Genomic DNA, 23,153 nt, shown 5'->3' with positions numbered 1-23,153 from the left:
TCTAAACTATATATGTCTAGTGATGACAAGGCATTTATGGCCTCATATGGCCGGCGCTGGAACAGCTGAGTTAAACGGGTTGATGAGAAAAGCTTTGTGAATTGTGAACGCGCTGAGCTACGCTGACCAAACATTTTTTATTATAAAAAGCGGTTTTGCTGTGGAAGCTGTACTTAGTAAGAAATTGTCAGATGGCAGAATAGAGTGTTTGGCTTGTGCCAGGAGATGTAAGTTAAGAGAGGGCCAGACGGGGTTCTGTGGTGTTAGAACTGTAAGAGACGGAGTCTTAAGGCTCGATGTATACGGCTTAATTTCTGCCATAGCTGTAGATCCAATAGAAAAAAAGCCGTTGACACATTTCTACCCAGGGGCTTTAGTTCTCTCGTTTTCAACTTTTGGATGTAACTGGGCTTGTCAATATTGTCAAAACTACGAGCTAAGCCAGAGGAGGAGAGCTGAAGGTTTTGAAGTTACGCCGGAGTTATTGGTAAAGATTGCAGAAAGCTACGGAGCCCACGGAATTACATACACATATAACGAGCCGTCGATTTTCATAGAGTTTGCCCACGACGTCGGCATATTAGCCCGTTCAAAAGGGCTCTTTAACACCTTTGTCACCAATGGCTATATGACCCCGGAGGCTGTGAAATACGCAAGCGAGTTTTTAGATGCGGCAACTGTAGACTTCAAAGGAAATGCAGACGAGAAATTCCTAAGGAGATATGTATATATTACTGACGCAGAGCCCATCTTTGAGACTCTCGCAGAGATGAAAAAATATGGCATATGGGTAGAGATAACAGATCTTGTCGTGCCTGAAGTTGGCGACGACTTAGAAAAGGCTAGAAAACTCGTGAGACGGATAATAGACATATTAGGGCCAGAAGTCCCAATACACTTCCTACGCTTCCACCCAGATTACAACATGCGCCACCTCTTTCCAACACCTATAGAGACCTTGGAAAAACATGTAGAGGTCGCCAAGGAGGAGGGGGCAAAATATGTCTACGTGGGCAACGTGCCTGGCCACCGTTATGAACACACCTACTGTCCAGAGTGTGGACGTGTGGTAATCAAGAGAAGGGGCTTTGACATCTTAGAAATAAACCTTATAGAGAAGGGGGGAGAATACAGATGTAAGTTCTGTGGCGCCAAGATTAACATAAAGGGGCGTATTATGCCAACGTGGAGAGAGGAGTTTCGCTTTGTCTATGTGCCGATACATGCATTTGCCAAGTGGGTCAAGCGCGAATCTTAATAAATAGTAATATAATAGAGTGGTGCAACGGCTGAAAAAGATTTTTTCAAGCGGTTTAGAAGATATAAGGACCAAATTAAAAGTCCACATAGGTCTCTCATTCGAATCTCTTCGCATATTGCAGGAGTTGATATCTGCAAAATCTATTGACAAGAGCTTTGTAGACGAGGCGCTGAGAAAAGTGACAGCTTTAGAGAGAGAGGGCGACGAGATAGTCAGAGACTTGGTAGATAGAGTTGCCCAGGGAGCTGTTGTGCCGACAATCACAAATGTGGTTTTAATTCTGCTTGATAACGTAGATAATATCCTCGACTTGATATATTTCGCGATTAAAGAAATCAGAAGAGGCTACCACTTGTGGTCAAGCGAACAGATATATACAATTATTATCACAGAGGTAAAAGAAATGCTCGATCTTATAAAAACTATGCTAGAATATTTCCAAAACATGCTTAATGCAAAAGGAGATGAGGATATCAGGCGATATGCGCGTCTCATAAGTTCTCTTGAAGAAGAAATTGACGAAATAAAGGAGAATATATTAGACAAAGCCTACGGGCTCCAACTAAACGCCGTAGAGTTCAACCATTTAATCTCCTTGGTATATACAGCTGATAAAATAGCCGACAATATACAAGACGCGGCCTACCACCTGGCAACTATCTCAACATCAATATAAATGGAAGACCTAGAAGATATATACACGTTTTTACTAGCCCTCATACTGATATATAACAATTCGCTAGTGCTTCTAGGCCCCACCGCATGGGGCACGGGCGTCGGGCCTAGAAGATCTTTTATAATCGCCGTGGCGGGACAACTTCTAGGCATATCCACAAGCCATATGTCACACATACACGTGGAGACAAGCGAATTCCTATATATCGCGGCCCTTTACACCGCGTTGTCTATAGCTAAGATAAGCATACCAATATCTATAGTAGGATATGCTATATACTCACTCAGGCCAGACGCCGTAATTCTGTGGTTGACATCGCCCACAGTCTCTCTTATAGTTTTCCCACTATGTAAACTATTAAAAAGAAGCGACATAATGATATTACCATCGCTTTTCTTACTGATGTACGTATTCGGATATAACAACGTGGCGTTATTTTCACGCAATATACCACTAGCCACATTAGCGGTTGTAGTCGGAACATATCTTGGTCTCGGCTTTTCACGGTGGGTGGCAGATCTGGTGGCGCTCAGGCCAAGAACCGTAGTGGCAATAAACTTAGCTACTATAATTGGCGCGTTTATTGGAATATCATTTAACATACCTGTATCATTTACATTAGTCGCCTACTCTGCTATGTTAGTTGCCTCATTAAGCTCTAGTATAAGATTAATAAAGATAGAGAAATTCGTAAGAACTTACGTCGGAATAATTATAGCGTTAATAGCCGCCGCTATATTTCCCGCTCTAAAATCACTACTTCTATCCCTGGTTTAACAAGCCGTTTAAACTCTTCGGCTTCTCTCCTCGAGCCCACTATTGCGCCATAGTGCATTGGTATAGCTACCTTTGGCTCTATTGTGTTTACAAACTCGGCGGCTTCAGAAGGCGTCATTACGTATACGCCAGACACAGGCACTAGAGCTACGTCTGTTTTTATATCTCTAAACTCTGGTATAAAGTCGCTATCTCCAGCGTGGAATATACTAACGTCGCCCCACTTTATAAGATATGCCACTCTTCCATCTTGCTTGGGGTGAAATACCACACCACGCGCAATATCTCTATATTTGTTTATATTATACGCTGGATAAGTTGTAACTTGGATATTTTCAATGCTCTTTGTCTCACCCGGCGTCACCTCTACGATATCTGTGACAACTTTGCCTACACATTGCCTGGCGATCTTTGGCGCAACCACTATAGTAGACGGCTTCTTCAACCGCTGAATAGACGGTGGATCGCAATGATCAAAATGTTCATGAGTAATAAGCACAATATCGGCCTTAGGCTCGCCAAGTTGTATCTGGTATGGATCTATGTATAAAACCGCGCCTTCTCCGACAATTCTAAAAGCGTCATGCCCTAACCAATATATGGTCAGATTTTTGAACCTATATGGCATAAGAAAGAGTAGAGGTTAAAAAAGTATTTTTATTTTTCCTTATTTCTTTTTGCCGATTAGTCTGTAGACTTTTATTCCTGTGTATGGGGATTTTGCTACTGCAAATAACATCGGCCCGCGGGCAGTCTGCTTCTCAACAACCTCATACTGATCAGTCTCAAACGCCTGCTTCGCCTTAATATCGTAGAACTTCAACTTTTGCTTCTTGGACATGTGTTGACAATACTCATTGGTTTATAAAGCTTTTGTTTAATTTGGATACTGTATTTTATTCTACAGTATTCTTTATGAAATAAATATTGGGGATGTTCTATTTCTTCTTTGTTTTATTTATGTAGTTTTTCTCTTTCTGTATATTCTATATTGCTCTAGACCTTTTTTTGTAGGTCTCGATCTAAATAGTAAAGGCAAGAAAATACATTACATTCAGTATTTAAATGGGCGTGGCTCTCTTATTCGTATATATGGTGTATAGAAAAATTGTTGCTATATTAGGCGTTGGCGGAGTCGGAAAGACCACTTTTGCTTATAGAATACTTAAGATATCGGATACGCCTGTACTTACGCTAAGACCTAGTTATTATAGAATTTACTTTGGGGATCTGGAAGTCGATTTAGTAGATGTGCCAGGTCAACGTGTATTTGACGTGGCGATGAAGTTTGCATCATTTAAAATACCGGTTATTGACAGACTTATCTATATGTACGATGTGACCAATTATGAGTCTCTTTCCGCGATTTCAGAATTACATACTTTATTCATAGAGAAGGGCTCTCAAGTAGCAAAAGAAATAGTTATTGTTGGTAATAAGATGGATTTAGCGGCTGAGATAGGGTTCTATATTGAAGCAGACGAGATCGCAACTTCTATAGGTGCCGAAGAGGTATACTATATATCTGCTGTCAGAGACCCCCCTGAGGTTTTTGTAAAAATTATACTAGGAGACCATGATTAGACAATTAGAATATTGCTTTAGACATAATGTCTATTTATCAAAGTATGGCTACATAGAAAGTCCTAATCGTTTGAGTACTTGTTTATATGTCATTTCCCAGTTTTCTCTCGTAAGCCAAATGACCTCAAACCCCAATCTTTTTGCGATACCTATATAATTCCTATGTATGGTCGCTAAAATTCTCGGGGTATTTGATACTACTTCTTCCAAGTCAGTTGTGAAATTTGGGCACTTGAATTCCATGGCGCCAATTTCATCAACTATAGCCAAGTCGCATGGCTTATGCCGCAAAGCCTTGCTTATAAGAGTACACGCACCTAGATTAATTACATATTTGCCGACGGAAGGCATGCCAATTCCTTCTCTGGCAAAGGACTCTCTCTCTCCGGAGTTGACATCTATTATATCAAATCCTATTCTTTTTCCGCCATCTCTTACTTCTACTGTTATAAACCCACATATGGCAAATTTAGATTTAGCTACTTCCAATACCTTTGTTACTAATGTTGTTTTTCCAACACCCGGCATACCGGAGATTCCTAATTTAAGTTCAGCCCTTTCACGCAACGTCATATATTCGGCTTAGTCTAGCTTCATCATATGTCTTGGAGATATATCAAGATATAAAACTTCTTGATGGCGTTAAAGTACCTTCTAGTGCTTTTTCAATAATACCTTTTATAAGTCTTTCAAATGGGGCGAATGTCTCGCCTAATGTACTTTTTAATTTCATTAACATTTTCTTTATTTCTATCGCGATATTTACCATATCGTCTTTTTCTCTTTTCTCGTCGCTATAGTCATCTGAATACTGATATAATATGCCAAGCAAGCGACCTAATTTTGTAGCGGTATCAAAAAGTTCTCTTCTACCTAATAGAATGATCGGCAACACCAGCGTGGCCTCAATGAGCGGTGCAGTTTTAAACTCTGCGGCTTTTTTGTATTCGCCGTCAAGATCTAAGGCTTGTCCTATTGATAGTCTCTGTGCGACATCTGCTAGATATTCTACAACTTCTGGCCCAAGCTGCAACGCCCTTTTTATAGACTCTGCAATAATCCAGTCGCTTGCTACTATAGATCTTCCATCCCCATATAATGCCCGTGGCGTCTTAACCCCTCTTCTTTCGTCGTGTTTGTCCATGACATCGTCCTGAAGTAAAGATACAATATGTAATAACTCTACTATAGCCGCTGCTTGTATAATCTTTGTTTCAAATATAGACTTTCTGTCAAGACTATAGGAAAATGTGAGAAGGAGAATAGGCCTAAGGAGTTTTCCTGGGGTCTCTATGTAGTAACGTATAACGTCGCGAAGAGATCTAGGCTCAACATTCTTTCCAACGTTTTGGAGAAGTTCTCTGACTTGTTCAAGCGCCGTTAGAATCTCGCGAGGTAATGACACGGGTAAAAAATCTTTGTGGATTAAATACTAAGCTTTCGCAAAAATATTACTTTGCTCTATAGCGGCCTTCTGCTGTTTTCTCTACCTTTCCCTCTCTCACAAGCCTGGTGAGTTGTGCTCTTACAATTGCTACTTTTTCTACACCTAGGACTTTTGCTATTTCTTCTGCTGTAAATTCTTTACCTTTATTCTGGGACAGATATTCGTATATTTTAGCTTTTACGCCAGATGGCATAAATAAAAATAAAGTCCGCAATATTTAAAGATTTAAGGCGAGAGCAGCGCCAACTTTAATAATGGTGTTGTATCGTTCCTATATGGTTAAACTCGCGCTTGTAGTAGCAGAGTTTAACTACGATATTACACAACTAATGTTACAAAAAGCTCTTGAACATGCGAAGTTTTTAGGCGCTGAGGTCACGTATGTAGTTAAAGTCCCTGGTGTTTTTGACATACCAATGGTGTTAAAAGAGTTGGCGTCGAAAAACGATGTTGATGCAATTGCCACACTTGGTGCAGTGATACAAGGCGCGACAAAACATGACGAAATAGTCGCTACTCAAGCTGCTAGGAAAATACTAGATATTGCAGTTGAAGTGGACAAGCCTATTACTCTCGGGATTATTGGACATGGCGCAAATAGAATACAGGCGCTTGAGAGAGTAGAAGAGTATGCCAGACGTGCTGTAGAGGCAGCTGTAAAATTAGCGAGAAGAAAGAGAGCTCTAAAGGAGGCGAAATATACAGGTTCGACGGTGTATATAGACTAGTGCAATAAACTACTCTTGCTGCCGTCCAAATAACAGCTTTCTCATCTCGGCGCCTACTATCTCTATGGGGTGGGTTCTTGCAGACTCCATCAACTTTTTTAGTGTGAGACCGCCTCTTGCATATTCCTCGACCCATTCCTTGGCAAATTCGCCGCTTTTTACACGAAGTGCAAAGATCCGCATTTTTTTCTTTACTTCTTCGTCAATTATTTTAGGCCCCACTGTTAAACCTCCGTACTTAGCGGTGTCGGAGACGCTGTTTAACATTCCGTAGATACCTCTTTGCCATATTAAGTCCATGATGAGTTTGGTCTCGTTTAAAACCTCGAAATAGGCCACCTCTGGTTGATACCCCATTTCTACAAGCACCTCAAACCCCTTTTTGATCAACTCCATAAGTCCGCCCACTAATACGATCTGTTCGCCTATCAAATCTGTTTCCGTCTCTTCGGCAAATGTAGTTTCAATAACTCCTGCCCTGGTTGCGCCAATGCCCTTGGCTATAGCAAGCGCATATTTCAAAGCCGCGCCGCTATAATCTTGGTGTACTGCTACAAGCGCAGGCACCCCTCTTCCTGCCAAAAATTCCTCTCTAACGGCCTTACCCGGCGCCTTAGGTGCAACCATTATTACATCGACATTTTTAGGCGGTTTTATAAGGCCGTAGTGTATGTTAAAGCCGTGGGCAAAGTCAACTACGGCGCCCTCTTTTAAAAATGGTGCTATCTGGTTTTGCCACACCTTTGGTTGTTCCATATCGGGAATCAACACCATTATTACATCTGCTTGCGCAACAGCATCACTAACTTCGTATACTTCAAACCCCTCCGAAACTGCTAGATTCCACGAGTTGCCCCCCTTTCTTAAACCAATTATTACTTTCAGCCCGCTGTCTCTTAGGTTTAAAGCCTGTGCCCTGCCTTGTATGCCATATCCGATTACTGCTATAGTCTTCCCCTTTAGAGGCTCTAAAGATGCGTCTTTGTCAGTATAGATCTTTGCCATATCTATAAAACTCTAGCTGTTTATATATTCTTCTATTTTTAACACCTCGGGTAATTTATCCAGCTTAGCAACTAGCCATCGAACTTCATCTGGAGGTCCCTCTACTCTCATGTAAATCTTATACATAGAGTCCTCTAGTATTACAGACATGTTAATCAGTTGGACTTTTGCTCTGCGCGTAATTGCTATAACGCGGCCAAGGGCGTCTAAAGACTTTGGCACAATTATGTTAATATTACTCATACGTCAATTTGACATCCATACCTGGCGGTAATATTGCGGAAGTTAACCAATCGCCAGGCTTAACCCACGGTAGCACTATGTCGTATTCGCTATCAATCGTCAAGTCCACTATCAAAGGTTCGTTATTTCTCAACGCTTTTGCCACAGCTTTCTCTAGCTGTTCATAACTCTCTGGCCTAATTGCATCTATATCGTACGCCTCTGCTATCTTTAAGAAGTCGGGTCTCTTGCTAAACTCAGTCGCAATTATTCTCCTCTGGTATAGGTATATCTGCCATTGTTTAACTAGCTGCAAAGCTCTGTTGTCAAAAATTACGACCACTATGGGCAAGTTGTAATCTCTTACGAGAGCTAGATTGTTCATAGTCATCTGGAAGGATCCATCTCCGTCAATACACAAGACAGGTCTCTCTCTTGCGGCTAGTTTAGCTCCTAACGCGGCCGGGACGCAGAAGCCCATTGTGCCTAGCCCAGCGGATGTTATAAATGTCCCAGGTTCATAGACGTCCCATACAATTTCTGCCCACATCTGATGCGAGCCAACGCCAGTGACAGTAATCGTATCTCTAGGAGCCGCGGCCCTTAGGATTTTCAACGCCTTCCACGGATGAAATGCCGGCGTTGACGCCGATATCTTAGCCATGGTTTCTTCATATTTTTTTCGAATTTCTAGGAGCCAATCTATAAATTTCTGATTTCTAAAACTTGATATGTGTATGTAGTCTAGTAGTAGTCTTAGTGTTTCTTTTGCATCTCCTACTATACCTATAGTTGGTTTTACATTTTTACCTATCTCGCTTTTATCTATATCAATATGGATTAGCTTAATTCTGCCGCTCTTTACATATTCTATCAACTCTTTGAAACGTCCCCACGTCCTATCGCTAAATCTAGTGCCCACTGCTAGTATGACATCTGCATTTGCTAACGCGGCATCGGCCTCAGCCCGGCCATGCATACCGGCGGGTCCCATGTATAGCGGAAAGTCGTGGGGTATTGCCGCTTTGCCAGGTAGAGTAGAAACGATGGGCGCGTATAGAGTTTTTGCAAGCTCTAAAACCTCTGGAGTTGCGCCTGACCACAACACGCCGCCTCCTACAAGAATTACTGGTCTTTCGGCCTCCGATAGATATTTAGCTGCAAGTCTAGTTTTATCTACATCTGGCGGAGGCGGTATAAACTTCTCTCTATTTACAACGATTTTATCCTCGTAATCAGGTGCAGGGGCAATTTGGATATCTCTGGGGAGATCTATTAATGTAGGCCCAGGTCTTCCTAAGATTGAAATCTCATAGGCTGTTTTAAACGCTGAAGAAGCTTCTGAGGGTTTTCTAACCTGGTATACAAATTTTGTAATTGGAGTTACCACGCCTAGGATATCTGTTTCTTGGAATCCGTCTCTCCCAAATATGTTTGTAGCTACCTGTCCCGTGATTACTACTAGAGGCGTAGAGTCCATATATGCGTTGGTTAGCCCAGTCACGACGTTTGTAGCCCCTGGACCGCTTGTAACAGCTACAACAGCCGGCTTCCCTGAAACTCTAGCATAGCCTTCTGCCGCGTGCATTGCGCCTTGTTCGTGGCGAAATAGGATAGGCTCTATCTCTTGGTCGTATAATGCATCATATAACGTCATTATAGACCCGCCGGGTATTCCCAAGATATGTTTTATCTTATAGGCTTTGAATGTTTCAACTAGTTTGTCTACAACTCGTTTTGAATCCCCGTTTCGAGCCCCGAAATTACCCCCGACATTAGTTATGCAAAAATACAAATATTTAAACGTTCTTCCCTATATATAGAGTATTTATAGCTCTTGTAGCCAATTTTATTACATTTCGCACATTTGGATATGTCTCTATGCTATCTATATCTGATATATCAATCCACACGCCACTTCTTAGAACACCTCCCACCTCTCTTACTAAGTAAATGAGATCGAAATGTATATGCACCTCCTCTGGGTATTGTACAACCTCCTCTAATATGACAAAGGGAAGCGGCCTTTCAACAACGTTATCGTCTTTTATGCCGTGAACATATCCTATGGGCTCTACTACTAAGCCCGTTTCTTCTTCAAACTCTCTCACAAGAGTTTCTATAGGAGTTTCTCCCTCTTCCACATGCCCGCCTGGGTAGAGATATACGCCAAGTCGCCTGTGTTTTATCATTAAGACTCTGTCGTCCCTTATCAATACACCGCTAGCAACGATACATTTCTTAACCATGAGTCTTATCAATAAGTTTTTAAAATGTGAGATGGTACCAGTGAGTGTTTAGTAAGATAAAATTGGGAATTGAAGAATGGAGGAGACTAGAGACAGACCTCATGAGAATATCTTCAGGAGAGCCCCTCGAGATAATTATTAACCTTACTCTGGTGGCTACTGAAGAGGGAGAGGAGTATGAGGAAGACGAAGAAGAGCATCATCACCATACATTTGAAGAGAATGAATTTACAAAGGAAGTTGCAAAACTGATGGACCACATAGCACAAACCTATGGCGCACACATCCATCCACATCTACATAGTAACCATGGCAGTGTTATGTTTGCAGTGAAGGGGACTCCAAAAGACCTTATAAAAACGCTAAGAGATACTGTGGAATATATAAAGCTCAATTGTGAGAAATGTATACTACATACACTAGATGGCGAGTTTCACATAGGCGAAGATTTAGCAGCTATATATTTTGGCGATGCGTATAAGGTAACTTTTATCCTACCTGCTGAAGACGGCAGAAGGCTAAAAATCCACGAAATTCATCTTTAGTTTTATGCAGTTAATTACATCCAGGATCTCTCTCTCCTTTATCTTTTCCATATCTTCAAGAGATATATGCGGATAACCGCCTATCCATATATGCCTATGGATAAAGGAACTATCTTCCACACTCCACACGCACTTCCTCTCCTTGATTTTGTCTAAGTCGTTGACGTGTATAACCACATCACAATCGCACTGAGTCGGGCATCCAAGAATCTTTGCCAACAGCGACGGCCCTCTTACAACCGGCACGCCGAGCTTATATATCTCCCAGTAAAGTTCGCACTTGTAATTCTTTCTCTATAAAATTTAAGTCTATATCATCGTCCTCTAGGATAATATAAATATCTCTGAGGGAGATCTTCTTCTTACGTAACATCTTAGGGGACACTTCCACAAGCTCCGGCACTAAAGTATCGTCAATCTTTTTTACAAATATCTTCACATTAAACAAAGTTACTCTTTTAAACTACTGATGCGAACTTCTTCTCCTGGCGCTGTTGGGAGATAGATGTTATCATATCCCTCGTTTATAAGGCGTCGGATTAATACTGATGCAGATAGAGGATCTGTGTGTACAAGTATGATCTTCGTATCTCTAGAGAACCTCTTTATAAAATGCTCTAATTCCCTCCTCCCAGCATGTGCGCTGAAGTCAAACCATTCAAGTCTTGCGTCAACTTTTATTATTGTACCGTCAACTACAGCGTATCCTTTACTTAAAATTTCAAACCCAGGCGTATTTGGAGCTTGGAAAGATGGTAGGAATATACCATTTTTCTTGTTTTGTGCCATCTTTTTGAAGTAATATAAAGCAGCGCCGCCTTTTAACATGCCTGCTGGGGCTATAATCACTGAATGTTCCTCTAGCGCCCCTTTTCTCACATACGCACTAGGTACCTCTATAGCTACTTCTAGGGCTTTTTTATAAAGGCCGGGGTCTCTTAACAGATGTGGATATCTCGCAATGATTTGATTTATCTGTCTCGCAAGTCCATCGATATATATTGGGTATTTATCTACACCATGTTTCACCAGCGTTAGTAAAATCTCCTGTGCTCTACCTAGTGCAAAAGACGGTATTAACACAGAGCCACCGCCCTCTAAAGTTTCTCTTACAGCCTGTATAAAATCTCTTTCAAGTTTCTCGCGTGGTGGATGATCCGTAGAGGCATATGTCGCCTCCATTATTATAACGTCGGGGTTTTTCGGCAAGTTATATACATCAGCCCCCCTAAGTAGGTTTGTATCCACTGTGTTGAAGTCGCCTGTAAAAACCACAACCCAACCCTCCACTTCAACTACGCCTATTGCACTCCCAGGTATATGACCGGCGTTATAGATTGTTAAAACAGCGTCTCTACCAATTTCTACGGGCTCGCCGTATATAAGAGGTATAGCGCTTGCCATGGTTTCTCTAACCTCTTCTTGCGTATAAGGCAGATAATATCCAGAGAGTTTTATTGCATCTGTATACATCAAATCGCTTAGCTCCATAGTAAGAGATGTCGAATAAATAGGAGTCCTAGACGAAATATAGAGTAAAGGAAGTCCGCCGCTGTGATCCAAGTGGGCATGGCTGAGAAAAACCGCTGTGAGGTCTCGCGGGCGTATGTGAAGCGGAAATACCGGCCTGCCTTGTGCGTCAAAAGATACGCCGTAGTCTAGCAATATGCCATTTGACGCTGTTTTTAAAAAAACAGCTAGTCTACCTACCTCGCCTGCGCCGCCTAAGAATCTTATTTTCACAAACCTGCCGTAGTTTAGAAATAAAACTATTTTTAGAGGGGTGTCTCCTAACCTTGTGGAAGAAGTCAGTAGGTACCTAGACAGAATAATCGAAATAAATAGAAGAATTCTTAGAGAGTTGGAAGAGATAAACGAAGTACTAGCAAAAGCTAGGGAAAGAGAGCTCGGGAAGCGCAGATAAATTTATATATCAATCTACTGGGGCGTCTCATGCCGTTTACTACATCTATACAGCCTAGACGACAACGGCTTAGCCTATACACGGCGCCGCTACATTTAAGACATAAGCTATTCAATGCAAAGCTCTCACCTGATTTACAGAAAAAATTGGGCGTAAAAAGACTTCCTGTAAGACGCGGCGATACGGTTATGATAATGAGAGGGGATTTCAAAGGTGTTACCGGCAAAGTCGTTAAAGTAGATCTTAAGAAGGTGAGAATATATGTAGAGGGAGCTACCAGGACAAATAGCAAGGGTCAAACCGTGTATTACCCAATACATCCCTCTAAAGTGATGATAATAGATATCGATACATCGGATAAGATTAGACAGAAAATAATACAGAGAAGAAAGAAGGAGTAGATATGGTACATCTACGTCGTACAACTGCACCATACTGGTGGCCTATACCGCGGAAGATCGGAGGAGTATGGGTAGTAAGACCTTCTCCAGGGCCCCATAGTCTTGCCTATTCGTTGCCACTTGCAATAATCATAAGAGACATACTAAAATATGCTAAGACAATGCGTGAAGCAAGATATATAATATCGAGAGGATATGTAAAAATCGACGGCGTCATTAGAAAAGACTATAAGTTCCCAGTGGGTCTTATGGACGTTGTAGAAATCGTGCCAACGGGAGAAATTTACAGAGTTGTGCCAGACGAGAAAAAGTATTATGCCCTCATTCCTATTTCTTCAGAAGAGGCAACGTTGAAATTGCTAAGGGTAGAGGGGAAAACTGCAGTAAAAGGTGGTAAGTTGCAACTACATTTCCACGATGGTAGAAACTTAATAGTATCTCAAGACGTAGGTCGTCATATAAAAACCTTTGATACTGTGCTATACGATTTACAGAATAAAAATATAAAAATGCATATACCATTTAAGCTGGGAGCCTATGCTGTAGTCACCCGCGGTGGTAATGTAGGCTTCTCTGGAAAATTATATGAAATTGTTTGGACACTAAAAAGAAGACAGTCCGTTGTCGCGTTAAAAAGAAATGAAGAAGTGAGAAGAACAATTCTAGACTACATAATGATAACAGGATCTGAAGCTCCTGTTATAAAAATCTCTCCTTAATCAGCAGGAGGCTTCTCTTCTGTATAAACCTCAGCCATCTTCTTCGATAAGATTCTCTCTTCGGCTTTCCAATACGCATCTCCGTAGTAATCAAGAGCTTTTCCTATATCACTTAGGCTAATGGCTATAGGTTCATACACTCGCACGACGTCGCCCTCCACAACCCACCCCTCTACAACGCCCCCTACTGCCCAATCGTATTTTGCATTTATCACATACCGTCTTTCAAACGTAGACCCTCTGACTTTAATGTATACAGTAGCTATGCCAAATTCTGTAAAAAACCGTGATACTACATCCCGATATCTCTCATTAGCCTTAGGAGATGGTACCCTCTCAAGATATATTATATCTTCTCGCTTTAAGTCTTCTTCAAGAAGTTGTAGAAGTTTCGAAACAGGCTGACCTGTTCTTTCAATTCGCATAGTATGTGTTGATACTATGTTTTTATTTGTTATATAGCCAACAAGCTACGTAATGCCCGCTCTTCACCTCTATTAATTTGGGTTCTTCTTTGTCGCATTTGCCTTTTATCGCATAGGGACATCGGGGGTGAAAACGACAGCCAGACGGCGGATTTAACAAACTAGGCGGCTCGCCAGGCGGCACTTTTCTAACCTTAAGTCTATTAGAGGGATCTGGATCAGGCAGAGCCTCTATTAGAGCTTGAGTATATGGATGTAAAGGCTCCTTTATAACATCTCTAAATCTACCATACTCTACAACCTTTCCAGCATACATAACTAATATTTTGTCAGATAAATATTTCGCAGTGGCTATATCGTGGGTAATGTACATCATCGTAATGCCGTATTTGGTCTGTAAGGATCGCATGAGAGAAAGTATCTCTGCTCTAATAGATACGTCGAGCATTGAGACGGGCTCGTCGGCAACAATAAACTTGGGTCTTGTAATAAGCGCTCTCGCAATACCCACGCGCTGTCTCTGACCGCCGCTCAACATGTGTGGATATTTTCTGAGGAAGTCTTCAGGCGGCACAAGTTTTACCTCCTCTAGAGCTTTTATGACAAGTTCATACCTCTCTTTGGGATCTACGCCTCTGAGTATAAGCGGCTCCTCTAGTATATACTGTACTGTATGATATGGGTTTAAAGAACTGAAGGGGTCTTGAAACACCATTGCGGTTGAAAATCTATACCACCTAAGTTCAGACTCTGGAAGATACGTAACATCTTTGCCTTCAAATACTATCCTGCCAGAGGTGGGCTTTATAAGTCTTAAAATTGTTCTTCCTAGTGTAGTCTTTCCAGATCCCGACTCTCCAATCACTGCTAAAACCTCGCCTTTTTCCATTGAGAAGCTAACTCCATCTACCGCTTTCACATGTCTCACAGGGCTAAAAAGTCCCCTTTTTACAGGAAACCATGTCTTAAGTTCTTTAACTTCTAACAACGACATATTAATACAACCAGCATGCAACTTCGCTTTCTTCTATATGTTTCATTACAGGTTCTTCTTTGTCGCATTTGCCTTTTATCGCATAGGGACATCGGGGGTGAAAACGACAGCCAGACGGCGGCGTGATGAGACTAGGTACATCGCCTGGGATATATTCTATAGTCTTTTCTTCACGTAATGTAGGCACAGCAGCAAGTAGTTTCTGTGAGTATGGATGTTTTGGTTTATAGAAAAAGACATCCGCAGGCGCTAGTTCTACAAGTTTTCCGGCATACATAACGCCAATTTTGTCGGCTATTTCAGAGGCTAAAGCTATATCGTGAGTAATAAGGATATACGATAAATTATATTTTGTTTTTAGTTCTTTTAATAAATTCATAATATTTGCTTGAGTAATTACATCAAGAGCAGAAGTTGGCTCATCTAGAATTATTAACTTTGGTTTCATCATAATGGCCATAGCAATTACTACTCTCTGTTTCATGCCTCCAGAAAGTTCAAAAGGATATCTCATTAATACATCTTTAGTAAGGCCTACGGAACGGAGAGCTTCTTCGGAAATTTTTAAAGCTTCATTTTCTGAAAGACCAAGATGTAAGACTAGGGGCTCTATCATTTGGTCACGCACTCTCAATACAGGATTCAGGGCGTTCATAGACGCTTGAAACACCATAGATATTTTCTTCCAACGTATCTTTCTCCTAATTTCTTCCTCGCTCATCTTCATCAAGTCTATAGTTCCTAATTCGTCGTCATAAAAGAAAATTTCTCCGCTGAATTCAGCGACATTACGTGGCAACAGTCTTATTATTGTAAATGCTAGTGAACTTTTGCCACTACCGCTTTCGCCTACAAGAGCCATAGCCTCCCCCTTGTTTAACCTAAAGGAAATTCCGTCAACAGCCCTTACAACACCTCTAGATGTGCTGTAATACATCTTTACATTGCGTAGCTCAAGTAAAGGCGGCATAAAACGCTCTAAATAATACTATATATATTTATTTCGTTCTTGCCATGTGTGGAAGTAACAATAGTGGGTAATCCAACAATTGACATCATATACACAAACAAAGGTATTTTTAAGAGATACGGCGGGCCTACATATTATGCATCTCTTGCACTAGCCGCACTATATAATAATGTAAGAGTCTTAGGTGTTGTATCATCGGAAGTAGCAATGGAACTAAGAAAAATATTTCAAGAAATGGGTGTAAAAGCCGATTTAATAGAGGCGGACGTCACTACAACATTTGAGCTAGACTACAGAACAAAGCCCAGGAATGTTAGACTAGTAAAAAAGCCTTCGAGAGGTATAGAGAGAGTAGAGGGGGACATTGTAATTTTGTCCCCAGTGTATGATGAGCTTAGGGATGCAGAGATACGTGCAAAAATTGTTGTGGCAGACCTACAGGGGTATTTACGTGCTAAAATACCGCTCCCTGATGCAAATTTGGTACATTTTTCATATGACGATATACAAATGTCGATGAAAGAACTCCTAAATTTCGCTAAGAGATGGCCATATGTTGTATATACGCTCGGCGAAGAGGGCTCATATGTTGTTATGGGTAGCAAATTGTATTATATAAACAGTGCAAGACTTAACGTAGAGGATGTCACAGGTAGTGGCGACGTATTTCTAGCGGTTTTAACCCTCTACCACTATATAAGAGGCATGGATTTATTAGCTTCGGTATGTGAGGCTAGTAAGTATACGGCTGGGTTTTTAATAACTAAAAGAGTCCAGCGGTACGAGTATGATTGTACTATACAAGTTGTTCAAGAGTAGCTATTCTTCTGAGAATATCTGTTCTAGTTATAATACCGACCAACCTGTCTTCAGAATCTACTACCAACAGTCTGCCAATACCCCCCGCGACCATTAAACGTATTGCCTCATGTATGTCTTCATCCTCATATATAGTTGGAGGATCTTTTACCATTACGTCTTTAACCTTAGCATCAAGTTTACACAAGGATAAAGTCTCCATTAGTTTAGAAGCCATTAGAAGACCAATAGGCTTTCCATTTTCATCTACGACAGGTATGCCCCTGTATCTCTTCTCTATAAATAGTTTTACATAAGGAGCTATTGTATCGTCTGGCTTAGCCACCACAGGATTCGGCGTCATTATGTTTTTCACAGATGTCCTAGGTATAGAGACGATCGAAGTTATTTCTACCAACGCCTCTATATCGGCCTTTATTATCTTTCCAATTAACACTAAGCCGTTAGGAAGAGGTCCTATTCTTACCTCTCGTTCTATGTATTCTGTTAAATCCCCTATAACGCGCATTGAAGCAAGAGGTTTGTCTGACAGCAAACCTATTAGAGTTATATCTAATGCGTATCCGATGACGTTACTAAGCGAAACTATAGGCACAGAAAACGTTTGACGAGATAACATATCTGTGGCTTTTGAAGTAGGTATGTACCCGCCGTGAGGCCCCGCTTTACTTATCACAAGTCCCATAGACTTGAGAATTGAGAGCATATTACGCACATAGCCCTCGTGTATACCCAACGCGCTGGCAATATCTTTAGATTTAACGGGAGTATTCCCTTTATTATATAGTTCAACAAGCACTTTTAATACATTATATACGGAGTCGGAAAAGTTAACCATCTTTTAGAATTTACCCCCAATATAAATATACTTCTGTAGGCAGATTATATATGCTTCAGCGATCGGTCTCTTGCTCATCGTATCGCTAGACCATCTTCTCATCATAGTCTAGGAAAAAATTTTGGCAAGATTTATAAAGTAGACCGATCCACGCATTAATGTTAGCACTTATCATAGACAATGTCGATTTACTCATAAAAGAAAGGCTAGAGAAAATTGGAATAAAAGTTGATATAAAACCAGGTATTTCAAGAGAGCAGTTATTAAATATAATAGGAGACTATGATATTTTAATTTTTAGGGGAAGGCTAAGAATAGATCGAGAGATTATTGATGCAGGCACAAATTTGAAAATTTTGGCAAGATATGGCGTTGGGTTAGATAACGTAGATGTTGAATATGCTGTAAAAAGGGGTATTGCAGTTGTTAGCGCCCCTCGCGCACCTACACAGAGCGTCGCCGAATTAACGATAGGTCTTATGCTTGCAGTCGCCCGTAGAATTCCGTTGCTGAATGCCAAGGTAAAGGAGGGCGAGTGGCCTAAAGGCAAATATATAGGTATTGAACTAAGCGGAAAAACTCTTGGCGTCTTAGGATTTGGTAGAATAGGTAGGGCTGTAGCTCAAATAGCTAAGGGCTTAGGTATGAAAATTCTAGCAAGTGACATAGTAGATGTAAGTTCCGACGTGGAGAAACTGGGAGGTAGACAAGTGTCGCTACAAGAGCTTCTAAAAGAAAGCGATGTATTGTCTATCCATGTACCTCTAACACCGGACACATATAGATTAATTAATGCCGATAGACTCGCTTTAGTAAAAGATAATGCCATATTGATAAACACAAGCCGGGGTGAGGTCGTTGATCATGAAGCGTTACTACAACACATAGATAGACTATGGGGCGTTGGCCTAGACGTTTTACCAGAGGAACCCCCCAAAAGCCCCTATCTGAGAAAATTGATAACACACGAAAAAGTTGTAATAACGCCACATGTAGGCTCCGAGACTTATGAAGCAATGAGAAGACTAGCCGAGGAGCTTGTGTTAAACATAGAAGAAGTGGTCTCGAGAATAAGGCTATGAAGTATCTAACGCCAGGGCCGGTACAATTGCCGAAGTTTGTAATAGATGCGATGGCAAAACAACCACCGTTTCACCGAGATAGCGAATTTAAAAAGTTATTCAAATCTGTATTAGATAAACTACACTCATTGTATCCAACTAGAGCCGTAGTGATGCCTGGCACAGGTACTCTAGCTGTTGATACAATGATATACAATTACGTAAACCCTGGGGATAAAATACTTGCGCTTGTCTATGGTGAGTTTGGAAAACGGGCTGTAGAGACGGCTAAGATTAGAGGCGCAAATGTGGTTGAAATTGAGCAAGACACGCCGCCAGCTCCCGACGAAGTTGAAGACATCTTGCGGAGAGATCGTGAAATTAGGGCTCTGTTGTTGATACACAATGAGACTAGCACCGGTATCGCCTATAAGCAACTAAAGAAGCTTGTCGATATTACAAAGTCGTATAACGTCCTTCTTCTTGTAGACAGCGTCTCTGGATTTCCTGCAGAGCCTCTTCCACAAGACATCGATGTTGTTGCGACGGCGTCGCACAAAGCGCTTTTAGCGCCCCCAGGGGCCTCTATCTTATACCTCTCTACAGAACCAAAGGCAGAGACAGGCGTACCTCCTTCTATGAACTTAAGAAAGTTCATAAAAATGTTAGATAATCTAGAAACGCCGTATACTCCACCGATTTCTATACTCTTCGCCCTAGACGTTTCCCTGAGTTATATACTGGAACTAGGGCCTAAGTATGTAGATATCCACAGGGAGAGAGTAGAATATCTATATTCTGCGCTGAAGTTAAGACCTATTCCGCCAGCCGGTTTACGTAGTTTTACAGTAACGGCTTTCTATTGTGAAAAGCCAAAAGAAATCATTGCTAAACTAAAGGAGGCGGGGTACGTCATCTCAGGCGGTATGTACAAATATAGAGAAAAATCAATTAGAATAGGTGTAATGGGAGATATAACCATGGAGGATCTAAGAAGAGTTGTTGATATAATTAATCGTGTGGATTGACGAAGTTAATTGTAAGCTCTGTATAATTTCATCAAGGACCAGCGATTTAGTAAGGCTTAACAGACCTGAAAAACTCCCTGAGATTCTAAGCGAACTCTCCCGTCTATTGCAAAAGTCTAGCAGAAGTGAAGCATTTTCCGAGAGCTTTAGATCTGTAGCTAAGCTTGTCGGCGTAGAGGATCCCTATAGAGAATATAAGGAGAGACTAGCTACAATAGGCAAAAAAGTTGCGGAGATCGTGAGGCACAAACTTCAACAAACTTCATGGGATTTAAAAACTGCCCTCAGAATAGCGGCTGCAGCGAATATCGTTGATACAAGCGTGTTAGGCTATAGACCTAAGAAACTAGAGGAAGCCATATGGGATTTGCCAGCAATAGAAGAGTACGTAGAGCTACCCTCTGAACTATATTATGTGCTTGATAATGCAGGAGAGGCGCAAATAGACTTTGTTGTAGCTGAGGCATTAGAGAGAAATGGTATTAAACCCATATTTGTCGTCCGTTCGGAACCTTATGAAATAGACATGACAGAAAGCGATCTGGCAGGATACAAAGTAATAACTACGCCCGGCAATATATCTCCCATCAGATGGATAAGAGATAGGTTCGTAATAGCGAAGGGTATTGCCAATTTTGAGGCATATATAGAATGGGGAGAGGTACCAGCGCTTTTATTGTTCAGGGCAAAGTGTGACGTACTCTCCAGGGTATTTTCAGTCCCTAGAAATTCGCCTATTATTATCAGCGGCGAGAAGGCTAAGGCTATTAGCCTAGCACAATAAGCTTTACAGGCACTCCATTCTTATATTGAATGGTGATTTTTAGAGACTCTAGCCCACCCTCTCTTATGATAGATTGCGCTACTTCTCTCACCTTTTTTAGGACGCTTAGCAGATCTACCATGTGTCTATAAGATTCTTCCAAAATCTCGTATCTGGTCATAGGATTAGGGTCTATATATAGCTGGAGACCTGTGATTTCAAGAGGTGGACTCTTCTCTGAACTTCCAGTGCTAAATTTCCTCAATAACTCTTGAAGTCTTTTATACCGCTCTAGTGAAGGCTTTAAATTTTCCAACTCTGTGCTTAACGCCTTAACCGACTCTTCTAATTCTCTGATTTTCTGGTCAAGCTCGGATAAAAACTGATTTGCATCACTATAAGTCTTCACAGTATATACATCCATATACCATATGCCTATAGCCATTTATAAGCACAACGCTTAAGTAATCCAAGCGTTTTTCCTTACAAGTGCCCCTTCATATAAATTTATACGGATAGTGTAATCACCCTTGCCTAGATACGTTTTTAAACAGTCGGAGATATTGGTATAACGTCTTCTTTTGATTACATAGACCCTAGAGCCCTGTACAAACGGCCCTATTATGTCCTTATCTAAATATTTTTCTACAAATGCATCAACTGCATCGTCATAGACAGGGGGCCCCTTGTGTAACATATAAGGCGGAAGCTCGATCTGTTCCACTACATATATAAGAGAGACGTAAGACTTTTCGTCGCTTTCAACACCCCATCGGTACACCCTGAAGCCGCATTGTTTAAGCCAATTAAAAACTGATCTCCCAATTCTCTTATAACGTCCCCAGACAATGTCGGGAGGCTCATTAGGGTATGGGAATACCACTTCTACAACATTTGTTTTAATGACGTCGCCTTGTCTCTGTTGGAAATATGTTATAGAGGGGTTTTTTAAAAATCGTCGTGATGCCAATATAAAAGTTGACATAGATGTCAACGAAACAGCTGCGGCTACGTTTCTCTCAGGGTCTACAGGGTCTACAACAACAAGCGGCGCTTTAAACTTCGCCCTAGATTCAGAGAAAGTAATATATGTACGATAAGGTCTCCATCGTGATGCCGCTTTAAGAACATCTATAAATGAGCCATAATATGCAACAAGAAGCTCAGTTAAATATCCAGAAAAGCCTTCAACCTTTATTTCAGCCCCATAAACTCCAATTGTTTTCATAAAGAGCTTTAACAATCTGACATCTCGTCTCTGCTCTTCGCTGAGTTTTTCAACTAGAAACTTATGGTGAAGTGGTGTTCTATCAGCTGCCGTTATAGGTCTTTCGCCAAAGCTAATTTTATAGCATGGAACAACGTCTACTTCGTATCCATCGACAAGGAGAGAAAGATATGGGTGTTGCGCATAACGCATGCTCCACGTGACCCCCCTCTCTGAAAAGTATCTTGATAACAGCGTTATAACATCTTTTATATTTATATTTCTGTTTGTGAGTACAATAAAAATGTCTATATCGCGTTGCCCGGGTAGCCATGTAGAACGTGCACTAGAGCCGTATACGCCTATCTCCGCCTCTATCCCATATTTATTTATTGCATCGGCGATTAAGGCCCTAACTTTCTCCGTAACTTTCTTTAACTCTCTCTCTTCCTCTTCGCTAGGCGTAACGAGTTTATAGGCCTCTCTAAGTACCTCCTCTAAAGTGCTCACGTGAGATATTGTACAAAGAGGTCACTATAAATAGGCCCTCTCGGCGTTAGCACTGACTTTTTTAGTTTCACCTTATCTACTTCGATAACGCCGAATTCGGCTTCTCTATAGCGCTCAATAATCTCTCTGAGTTTATCTATGTTTCTTCCAGATTTAATTCTCCCTATAGTAAGATGAGGAGAAAATTCGCGATCCTCTCTATGTTCTGCATATTTATCTACTAAATTTCTTACTATATTTGCGAGATTGACAAGATTTTCTAAACCCTTAGAAACGCCAATCCATAATACACGAGGTTTAGCCAAGTCCGGAAATACGCCAAGTCCAGAAAGCGTGATTTTAAACTTACTGAATCTGATGGTTGTTAAGGATTTAACAATATCATTAACTCGGCTTTGAGGAATTTCTCCCAAAAAACGCAGAGTTAGATGTAAATTTTCTTTTTCTACAAGCTTTATGTCGAGACCAAGTCTTAGAACTTCTCTTTGTATTTCCTCTACTTTTTTAACAATCTCCGGATTTTCGACGTCGATAGCTACAAAAGCTCTAACCAAGGTCATGACCTCAGGTTATGTAGCCACTTAGTCAATAAGTTGCATGTAAGGGGGGTTATGAAACTAACGCCGCATCGGTCAGAATATGGACAATATACACAGGGTATTGATAACAAAGTTCTAAGCTCATTTGGGAGGGCGTCAAAATCTACTATAAAGGCCTCTACTGTCTCTTCATGTATTTTACTAAGCAGTCTATATGCTTTCTCAGTCAATCTTACTATGTATACACCTCGTTTGTTTCCGCCAACTCTTTCTCTCGCTATGAGTCCTCTTTTTTCAAGTCTAGCGAGTATGGGTAGGCCGGTCTTACTATCTATTCCAATGTACTTCCAGAGATTCCTCTGTTGATAGCTACCGCCAAGTCTCTCAAGCCCCTGTAATATCTGTATCTCAACCTCAGTAAGTACATCAGACTCTTCTGCAAACTCTTGTGTCGCCACGTC

33 protein-coding genes are annotated in these 23,153 nt (G+C 41.1%); 13 read left to right on the top strand and 20 right to left on the bottom strand.

Annotated features, from left to right (window positions below):
* Positions 1-160 precede the first annotated feature (160 nt).
* The 3 genes from amrS to ACZ49R_RS06760 are packed head-to-tail and all read left to right on the top strand — an operon-like array spanning position 161 to position 2,714.
* Positions 161-1,258: an AmmeMemoRadiSam system radical SAM enzyme gene (gene amrS, locus ACZ49R_RS06770; protein ID WP_464732463.1), complete on the top strand. Its 1,098-nt coding sequence runs from the start codon at positions 161-163 to the stop codon at positions 1,256-1,258.
* 22 nt (positions 1,259-1,280) lie between these two features.
* The gene (locus tag ACZ49R_RS06765) at positions 1,281-1,937 is read left to right on the top strand and encodes a DUF47 domain-containing protein (RefSeq protein ID WP_464732462.1); all 657 of its coding nucleotides are present in this window, start codon (positions 1,281-1,283) and stop codon (positions 1,935-1,937) included.
* Complete coding sequence (locus ACZ49R_RS06760) at positions 1,938-2,714, top strand: hypothetical protein (RefSeq protein ID WP_464732461.1); 777 nt, start codon at positions 1,938-1,940, stop codon at positions 2,712-2,714.
* Here ACZ49R_RS06760 and ACZ49R_RS06755 read toward each other — a convergent pair.
* Both ACZ49R_RS06755 and cc1 read right to left on the bottom strand, forming a co-directional pair.
* Positions 2,671-3,342, bottom strand: a complete 672-nt coding sequence (locus tag ACZ49R_RS06755; RefSeq protein ID WP_011762300.1) for an MBL fold metallo-hydrolase — start codon at positions 3,340-3,342, stop codon at positions 2,671-2,673. The two genes, ACZ49R_RS06760 and ACZ49R_RS06755, sit on opposite strands and share 44 nt — an antisense overlap.
* Positions 3,343-3,381: 39 nt before the next feature.
* Positions 3,382-3,555, bottom strand: coding sequence for a DNA-binding protein CC1 (gene cc1 / locus ACZ49R_RS06750; protein WP_011762245.1), 174 nt, complete (start codon positions 3,553-3,555; stop codon positions 3,382-3,384).
* 251 nt (positions 3,556-3,806) lie between these two features.
* On the opposite strand from cc1, the gene ACZ49R_RS06745 reads away from it, so the two are divergent.
* A complete protein-coding gene (locus ACZ49R_RS06745; RefSeq protein ID WP_464734103.1) occupies positions 3,807-4,298 on the top strand; it encodes a Rab family GTPase in 492 nt (163 codons plus the stop codon).
* Between the two features lie 48 nt (positions 4,299-4,346).
* Here ACZ49R_RS06745 and ACZ49R_RS06740 read toward each other — a convergent pair whose 3' ends face one another.
* Genes ACZ49R_RS06740 through ACZ49R_RS06730 form a run of 3 tightly spaced genes read right to left on the bottom strand, consistent with a single transcriptional unit; the run spans position 4,347 to position 5,938 of the window.
* Positions 4,347-4,871 carry an NTPase gene (locus ACZ49R_RS06740; RefSeq protein ID WP_464732460.1) on the bottom strand — a complete coding sequence of 175 codons (525 nt, stop codon included), beginning with the start codon at positions 4,869-4,871 and terminating at the stop codon, positions 4,347-4,349.
* A gap of 43 nt (positions 4,872-4,914) precedes the next feature.
* Complete coding sequence (locus ACZ49R_RS06735; protein ID WP_464732459.1) at positions 4,915-5,703, bottom strand: polyprenyl synthetase family protein; 789 nt, start codon at positions 5,701-5,703, stop codon at positions 4,915-4,917.
* A gap of 46 nt (positions 5,704-5,749) precedes the next feature.
* Positions 5,750-5,938 carry an HTH domain-containing protein gene (locus ACZ49R_RS06730; protein ID WP_011762304.1) on the bottom strand — a complete coding sequence of 63 codons (189 nt, stop codon included), beginning with the start codon at positions 5,936-5,938 and terminating at the stop codon, positions 5,750-5,752.
* An 82-nt stretch (positions 5,939-6,020) separates the two neighbouring features.
* Here ACZ49R_RS06730 and ribH point away from each other — a divergent pair, with 82 nt between their 5' ends.
* Positions 6,021-6,473: a 6,7-dimethyl-8-ribityllumazine synthase gene (gene ribH, locus ACZ49R_RS06725; protein ID WP_053240289.1), complete on the top strand. Its 453-nt coding sequence runs from the start codon at positions 6,021-6,023 to the stop codon at positions 6,471-6,473.
* Between the two features lie 9 nt (positions 6,474-6,482).
* Here ribH and ilvC read toward each other — a convergent pair whose 3' ends face one another.
* From ilvC to ACZ49R_RS06705, 4 genes are all read right to left on the bottom strand, one after another.
* Positions 6,483-7,478: a ketol-acid reductoisomerase gene (gene ilvC / locus ACZ49R_RS06720; RefSeq protein ID WP_464732458.1), complete on the bottom strand. Its 996-nt coding sequence runs from the start codon at positions 7,476-7,478 to the stop codon at positions 6,483-6,485.
* A gap of 12 nt (positions 7,479-7,490) precedes the next feature.
* A complete protein-coding gene (locus ACZ49R_RS06715) occupies positions 7,491-7,721 on the bottom strand; it encodes an ACT domain-containing protein (protein ID WP_464732457.1) in 231 nt (76 codons plus the stop codon).
* Entirely contained in the window at positions 7,714-9,381 is a 1,668-nt protein-coding gene (gene ilvB, locus ACZ49R_RS06710; protein ID WP_464734102.1) for a biosynthetic-type acetolactate synthase large subunit, read from the bottom strand. Before ilvB ends, ACZ49R_RS06715 begins: the two co-directional genes overlap by 8 nt.
* A gap of 118 nt (positions 9,382-9,499) precedes the next feature.
* Positions 9,500-9,949: an NUDIX hydrolase gene (locus tag ACZ49R_RS06705; protein ID WP_464732456.1), complete on the bottom strand. Its 450-nt coding sequence runs from the start codon at positions 9,947-9,949 to the stop codon at positions 9,500-9,502.
* Positions 9,950-9,993: 44 nt separating this feature from the next.
* On the opposite strand from ACZ49R_RS06705, the gene ACZ49R_RS06700 reads away from it, so the two are divergent.
* A complete protein-coding gene (locus ACZ49R_RS06700) occupies positions 9,994-10,494 on the top strand; it encodes a hypothetical protein (protein WP_464732455.1) in 501 nt (166 codons plus the stop codon).
* Here the strand turns inward: ACZ49R_RS06700 and ACZ49R_RS06695 are convergent.
* From ACZ49R_RS06695 to ACZ49R_RS06685, 3 genes are read right to left on the bottom strand one after another with little or no spacing between them, the layout of a single operon-like run.
* On the bottom strand, positions 10,468-10,740 hold the full coding sequence (locus ACZ49R_RS06695) for a hypothetical protein (RefSeq protein WP_464732454.1): 273 nt from the start codon (positions 10,738-10,740) through the stop codon (positions 10,468-10,470). The two genes, ACZ49R_RS06700 and ACZ49R_RS06695, sit on opposite strands and share 27 nt — an antisense overlap.
* 7 nt (positions 10,741-10,747) lie before the next feature.
* On the bottom strand, positions 10,748-10,933 hold the full coding sequence (locus ACZ49R_RS06690) for a hypothetical protein (protein WP_464732453.1): 186 nt from the start codon (positions 10,931-10,933) through the stop codon (positions 10,748-10,750).
* Positions 10,934-10,944: 11 nt separating this feature from the next.
* Complete coding sequence (locus ACZ49R_RS06685; RefSeq protein ID WP_011762312.1) at positions 10,945-12,237, bottom strand: MBL fold metallo-hydrolase; 1,293 nt, start codon at positions 12,235-12,237, stop codon at positions 10,945-10,947.
* Between the two features lie 55 nt (positions 12,238-12,292).
* Between ACZ49R_RS06685 and ACZ49R_RS06680 the strand changes: the two genes are divergently transcribed.
* The 3 genes from ACZ49R_RS06680 to ACZ49R_RS06670 are packed head-to-tail and all read left to right on the top strand — an operon-like array spanning position 12,293 to position 13,538.
* Positions 12,293-12,418, top strand: a complete 126-nt coding sequence (locus ACZ49R_RS06680; protein WP_464732452.1) for a hypothetical protein — start codon at positions 12,293-12,295, stop codon at positions 12,416-12,418.
* 29 nt (positions 12,419-12,447) lie between these two features.
* Positions 12,448-12,819 (top strand): 50S ribosomal protein L24, encoded by a 372-nt coding sequence (gene rplX, locus ACZ49R_RS06675; protein WP_011762313.1) that lies wholly within the window; start codon positions 12,448-12,450, stop codon positions 12,817-12,819.
* Positions 12,820-12,821: 2 nt separating this feature from the next.
* Positions 12,822-13,538, top strand: a complete 717-nt coding sequence (locus tag ACZ49R_RS06670) for a 30S ribosomal protein S4e (RefSeq protein ID WP_464732451.1) — start codon at positions 12,822-12,824, stop codon at positions 13,536-13,538.
* Here ACZ49R_RS06670 and ACZ49R_RS06665 read toward each other — a convergent pair.
* Genes ACZ49R_RS06665 through ACZ49R_RS06655 form a run of 3 tightly spaced genes read right to left on the bottom strand, consistent with a single transcriptional unit; the run spans position 13,535 to position 15,927 of the window.
* Positions 13,535-13,963, bottom strand: coding sequence for a hypothetical protein (locus ACZ49R_RS06665; RefSeq protein WP_011762315.1), 429 nt, complete (start codon positions 13,961-13,963; stop codon positions 13,535-13,537). The genes ACZ49R_RS06670 and ACZ49R_RS06665 overlap by 4 nt on opposite strands.
* A 22-nt stretch (positions 13,964-13,985) precedes the next feature.
* Positions 13,986-14,957 carry an ABC transporter ATP-binding protein gene (locus tag ACZ49R_RS06660; RefSeq protein ID WP_464732450.1) on the bottom strand — a complete coding sequence of 324 codons (972 nt, stop codon included), beginning with the start codon at positions 14,955-14,957 and terminating at the stop codon, positions 13,986-13,988.
* Position 14,958: 1 nt separating this feature from the next.
* Positions 14,959-15,927 carry an ABC transporter ATP-binding protein gene (locus tag ACZ49R_RS06655; RefSeq protein WP_464732449.1) on the bottom strand — a complete coding sequence of 323 codons (969 nt, stop codon included), beginning with the start codon at positions 15,925-15,927 and terminating at the stop codon, positions 14,959-14,961.
* Positions 15,928-15,975: 48 nt separating this feature from the next.
* Here ACZ49R_RS06655 and ACZ49R_RS06650 point away from each other — a divergent pair, with 48 nt between their 5' ends.
* Positions 15,976-16,746: a PfkB family carbohydrate kinase gene (locus ACZ49R_RS06650; RefSeq protein WP_464732448.1), complete on the top strand. Its 771-nt coding sequence runs from the start codon at positions 15,976-15,978 to the stop codon at positions 16,744-16,746.
* Here the strand turns inward: ACZ49R_RS06650 and ACZ49R_RS06645 are convergent.
* Positions 16,724-17,584, bottom strand: a complete 861-nt coding sequence (locus ACZ49R_RS06645) for a CBS domain-containing protein (protein ID WP_464732447.1) — start codon at positions 17,582-17,584, stop codon at positions 16,724-16,726. The genes ACZ49R_RS06650 and ACZ49R_RS06645 overlap by 23 nt on opposite strands.
* Before the next feature lie 158 nt (positions 17,585-17,742).
* On the opposite strand from ACZ49R_RS06645, the gene ACZ49R_RS06640 reads away from it, so the two are divergent.
* Genes ACZ49R_RS06640 through ACZ49R_RS06630 form a run of 3 tightly spaced genes read left to right on the top strand, consistent with a single transcriptional unit; the run spans position 17,743 to position 20,457 of the window.
* Positions 17,743-18,666, top strand: coding sequence for a D-2-hydroxyacid dehydrogenase (locus ACZ49R_RS06640; protein ID WP_464732446.1), 924 nt, complete (start codon positions 17,743-17,745; stop codon positions 18,664-18,666).
* A complete protein-coding gene (locus tag ACZ49R_RS06635) occupies positions 18,663-19,673 on the top strand; it encodes a pyridoxal-phosphate-dependent aminotransferase family protein (RefSeq protein WP_464732445.1) in 1,011 nt (336 codons plus the stop codon). Before ACZ49R_RS06640 ends, ACZ49R_RS06635 begins: the two co-directional genes overlap by 4 nt.
* A complete protein-coding gene (locus ACZ49R_RS06630; protein ID WP_464732444.1) occupies positions 19,663-20,457 on the top strand; it encodes an ARMT1-like domain-containing protein in 795 nt (264 codons plus the stop codon). The genes ACZ49R_RS06635 and ACZ49R_RS06630 overlap by 11 nt, the downstream gene beginning before the upstream one ends.
* Here ACZ49R_RS06630 and ACZ49R_RS06625 read toward each other — a convergent pair.
* Genes ACZ49R_RS06625 through ACZ49R_RS06610 form a run of 4 tightly spaced genes read right to left on the bottom strand, consistent with a single transcriptional unit; the run spans position 20,441 to position 23,150 of the window.
* Positions 20,441-20,860 (bottom strand): hypothetical protein, encoded by a 420-nt coding sequence (locus ACZ49R_RS06625; protein ID WP_464732443.1) that lies wholly within the window; start codon positions 20,858-20,860, stop codon positions 20,441-20,443. The genes ACZ49R_RS06630 and ACZ49R_RS06625 overlap by 17 nt on opposite strands.
* 36 nt (positions 20,861-20,896) lie before the next feature.
* Positions 20,897-22,153 carry a CCA tRNA nucleotidyltransferase gene (gene cca / locus ACZ49R_RS06620; protein ID WP_464732442.1) on the bottom strand — a complete coding sequence of 419 codons (1,257 nt, stop codon included), beginning with the start codon at positions 22,151-22,153 and terminating at the stop codon, positions 20,897-20,899.
* Positions 22,150-22,713, bottom strand: a complete 564-nt coding sequence (gene thpR / locus ACZ49R_RS06615; RefSeq protein ID WP_464732441.1) for an RNA 2',3'-cyclic phosphodiesterase — start codon at positions 22,711-22,713, stop codon at positions 22,150-22,152. The genes cca and thpR overlap by 4 nt, the downstream gene beginning before the upstream one ends.
* A complete protein-coding gene (locus tag ACZ49R_RS06610; RefSeq protein WP_011762326.1) occupies positions 22,710-23,150 on the bottom strand; it encodes a helix-turn-helix transcriptional regulator in 441 nt (146 codons plus the stop codon). The genes thpR and ACZ49R_RS06610 overlap by 4 nt, the downstream gene beginning before the upstream one ends.
* Positions 23,151-23,153 lie beyond the last annotated feature (3 nt).

It is taken from the genome of Pyrobaculum organotrophum, assembly GCF_055384425.1.
This window is presented reverse-complemented; position numbering and strand designations above follow the sequence as displayed.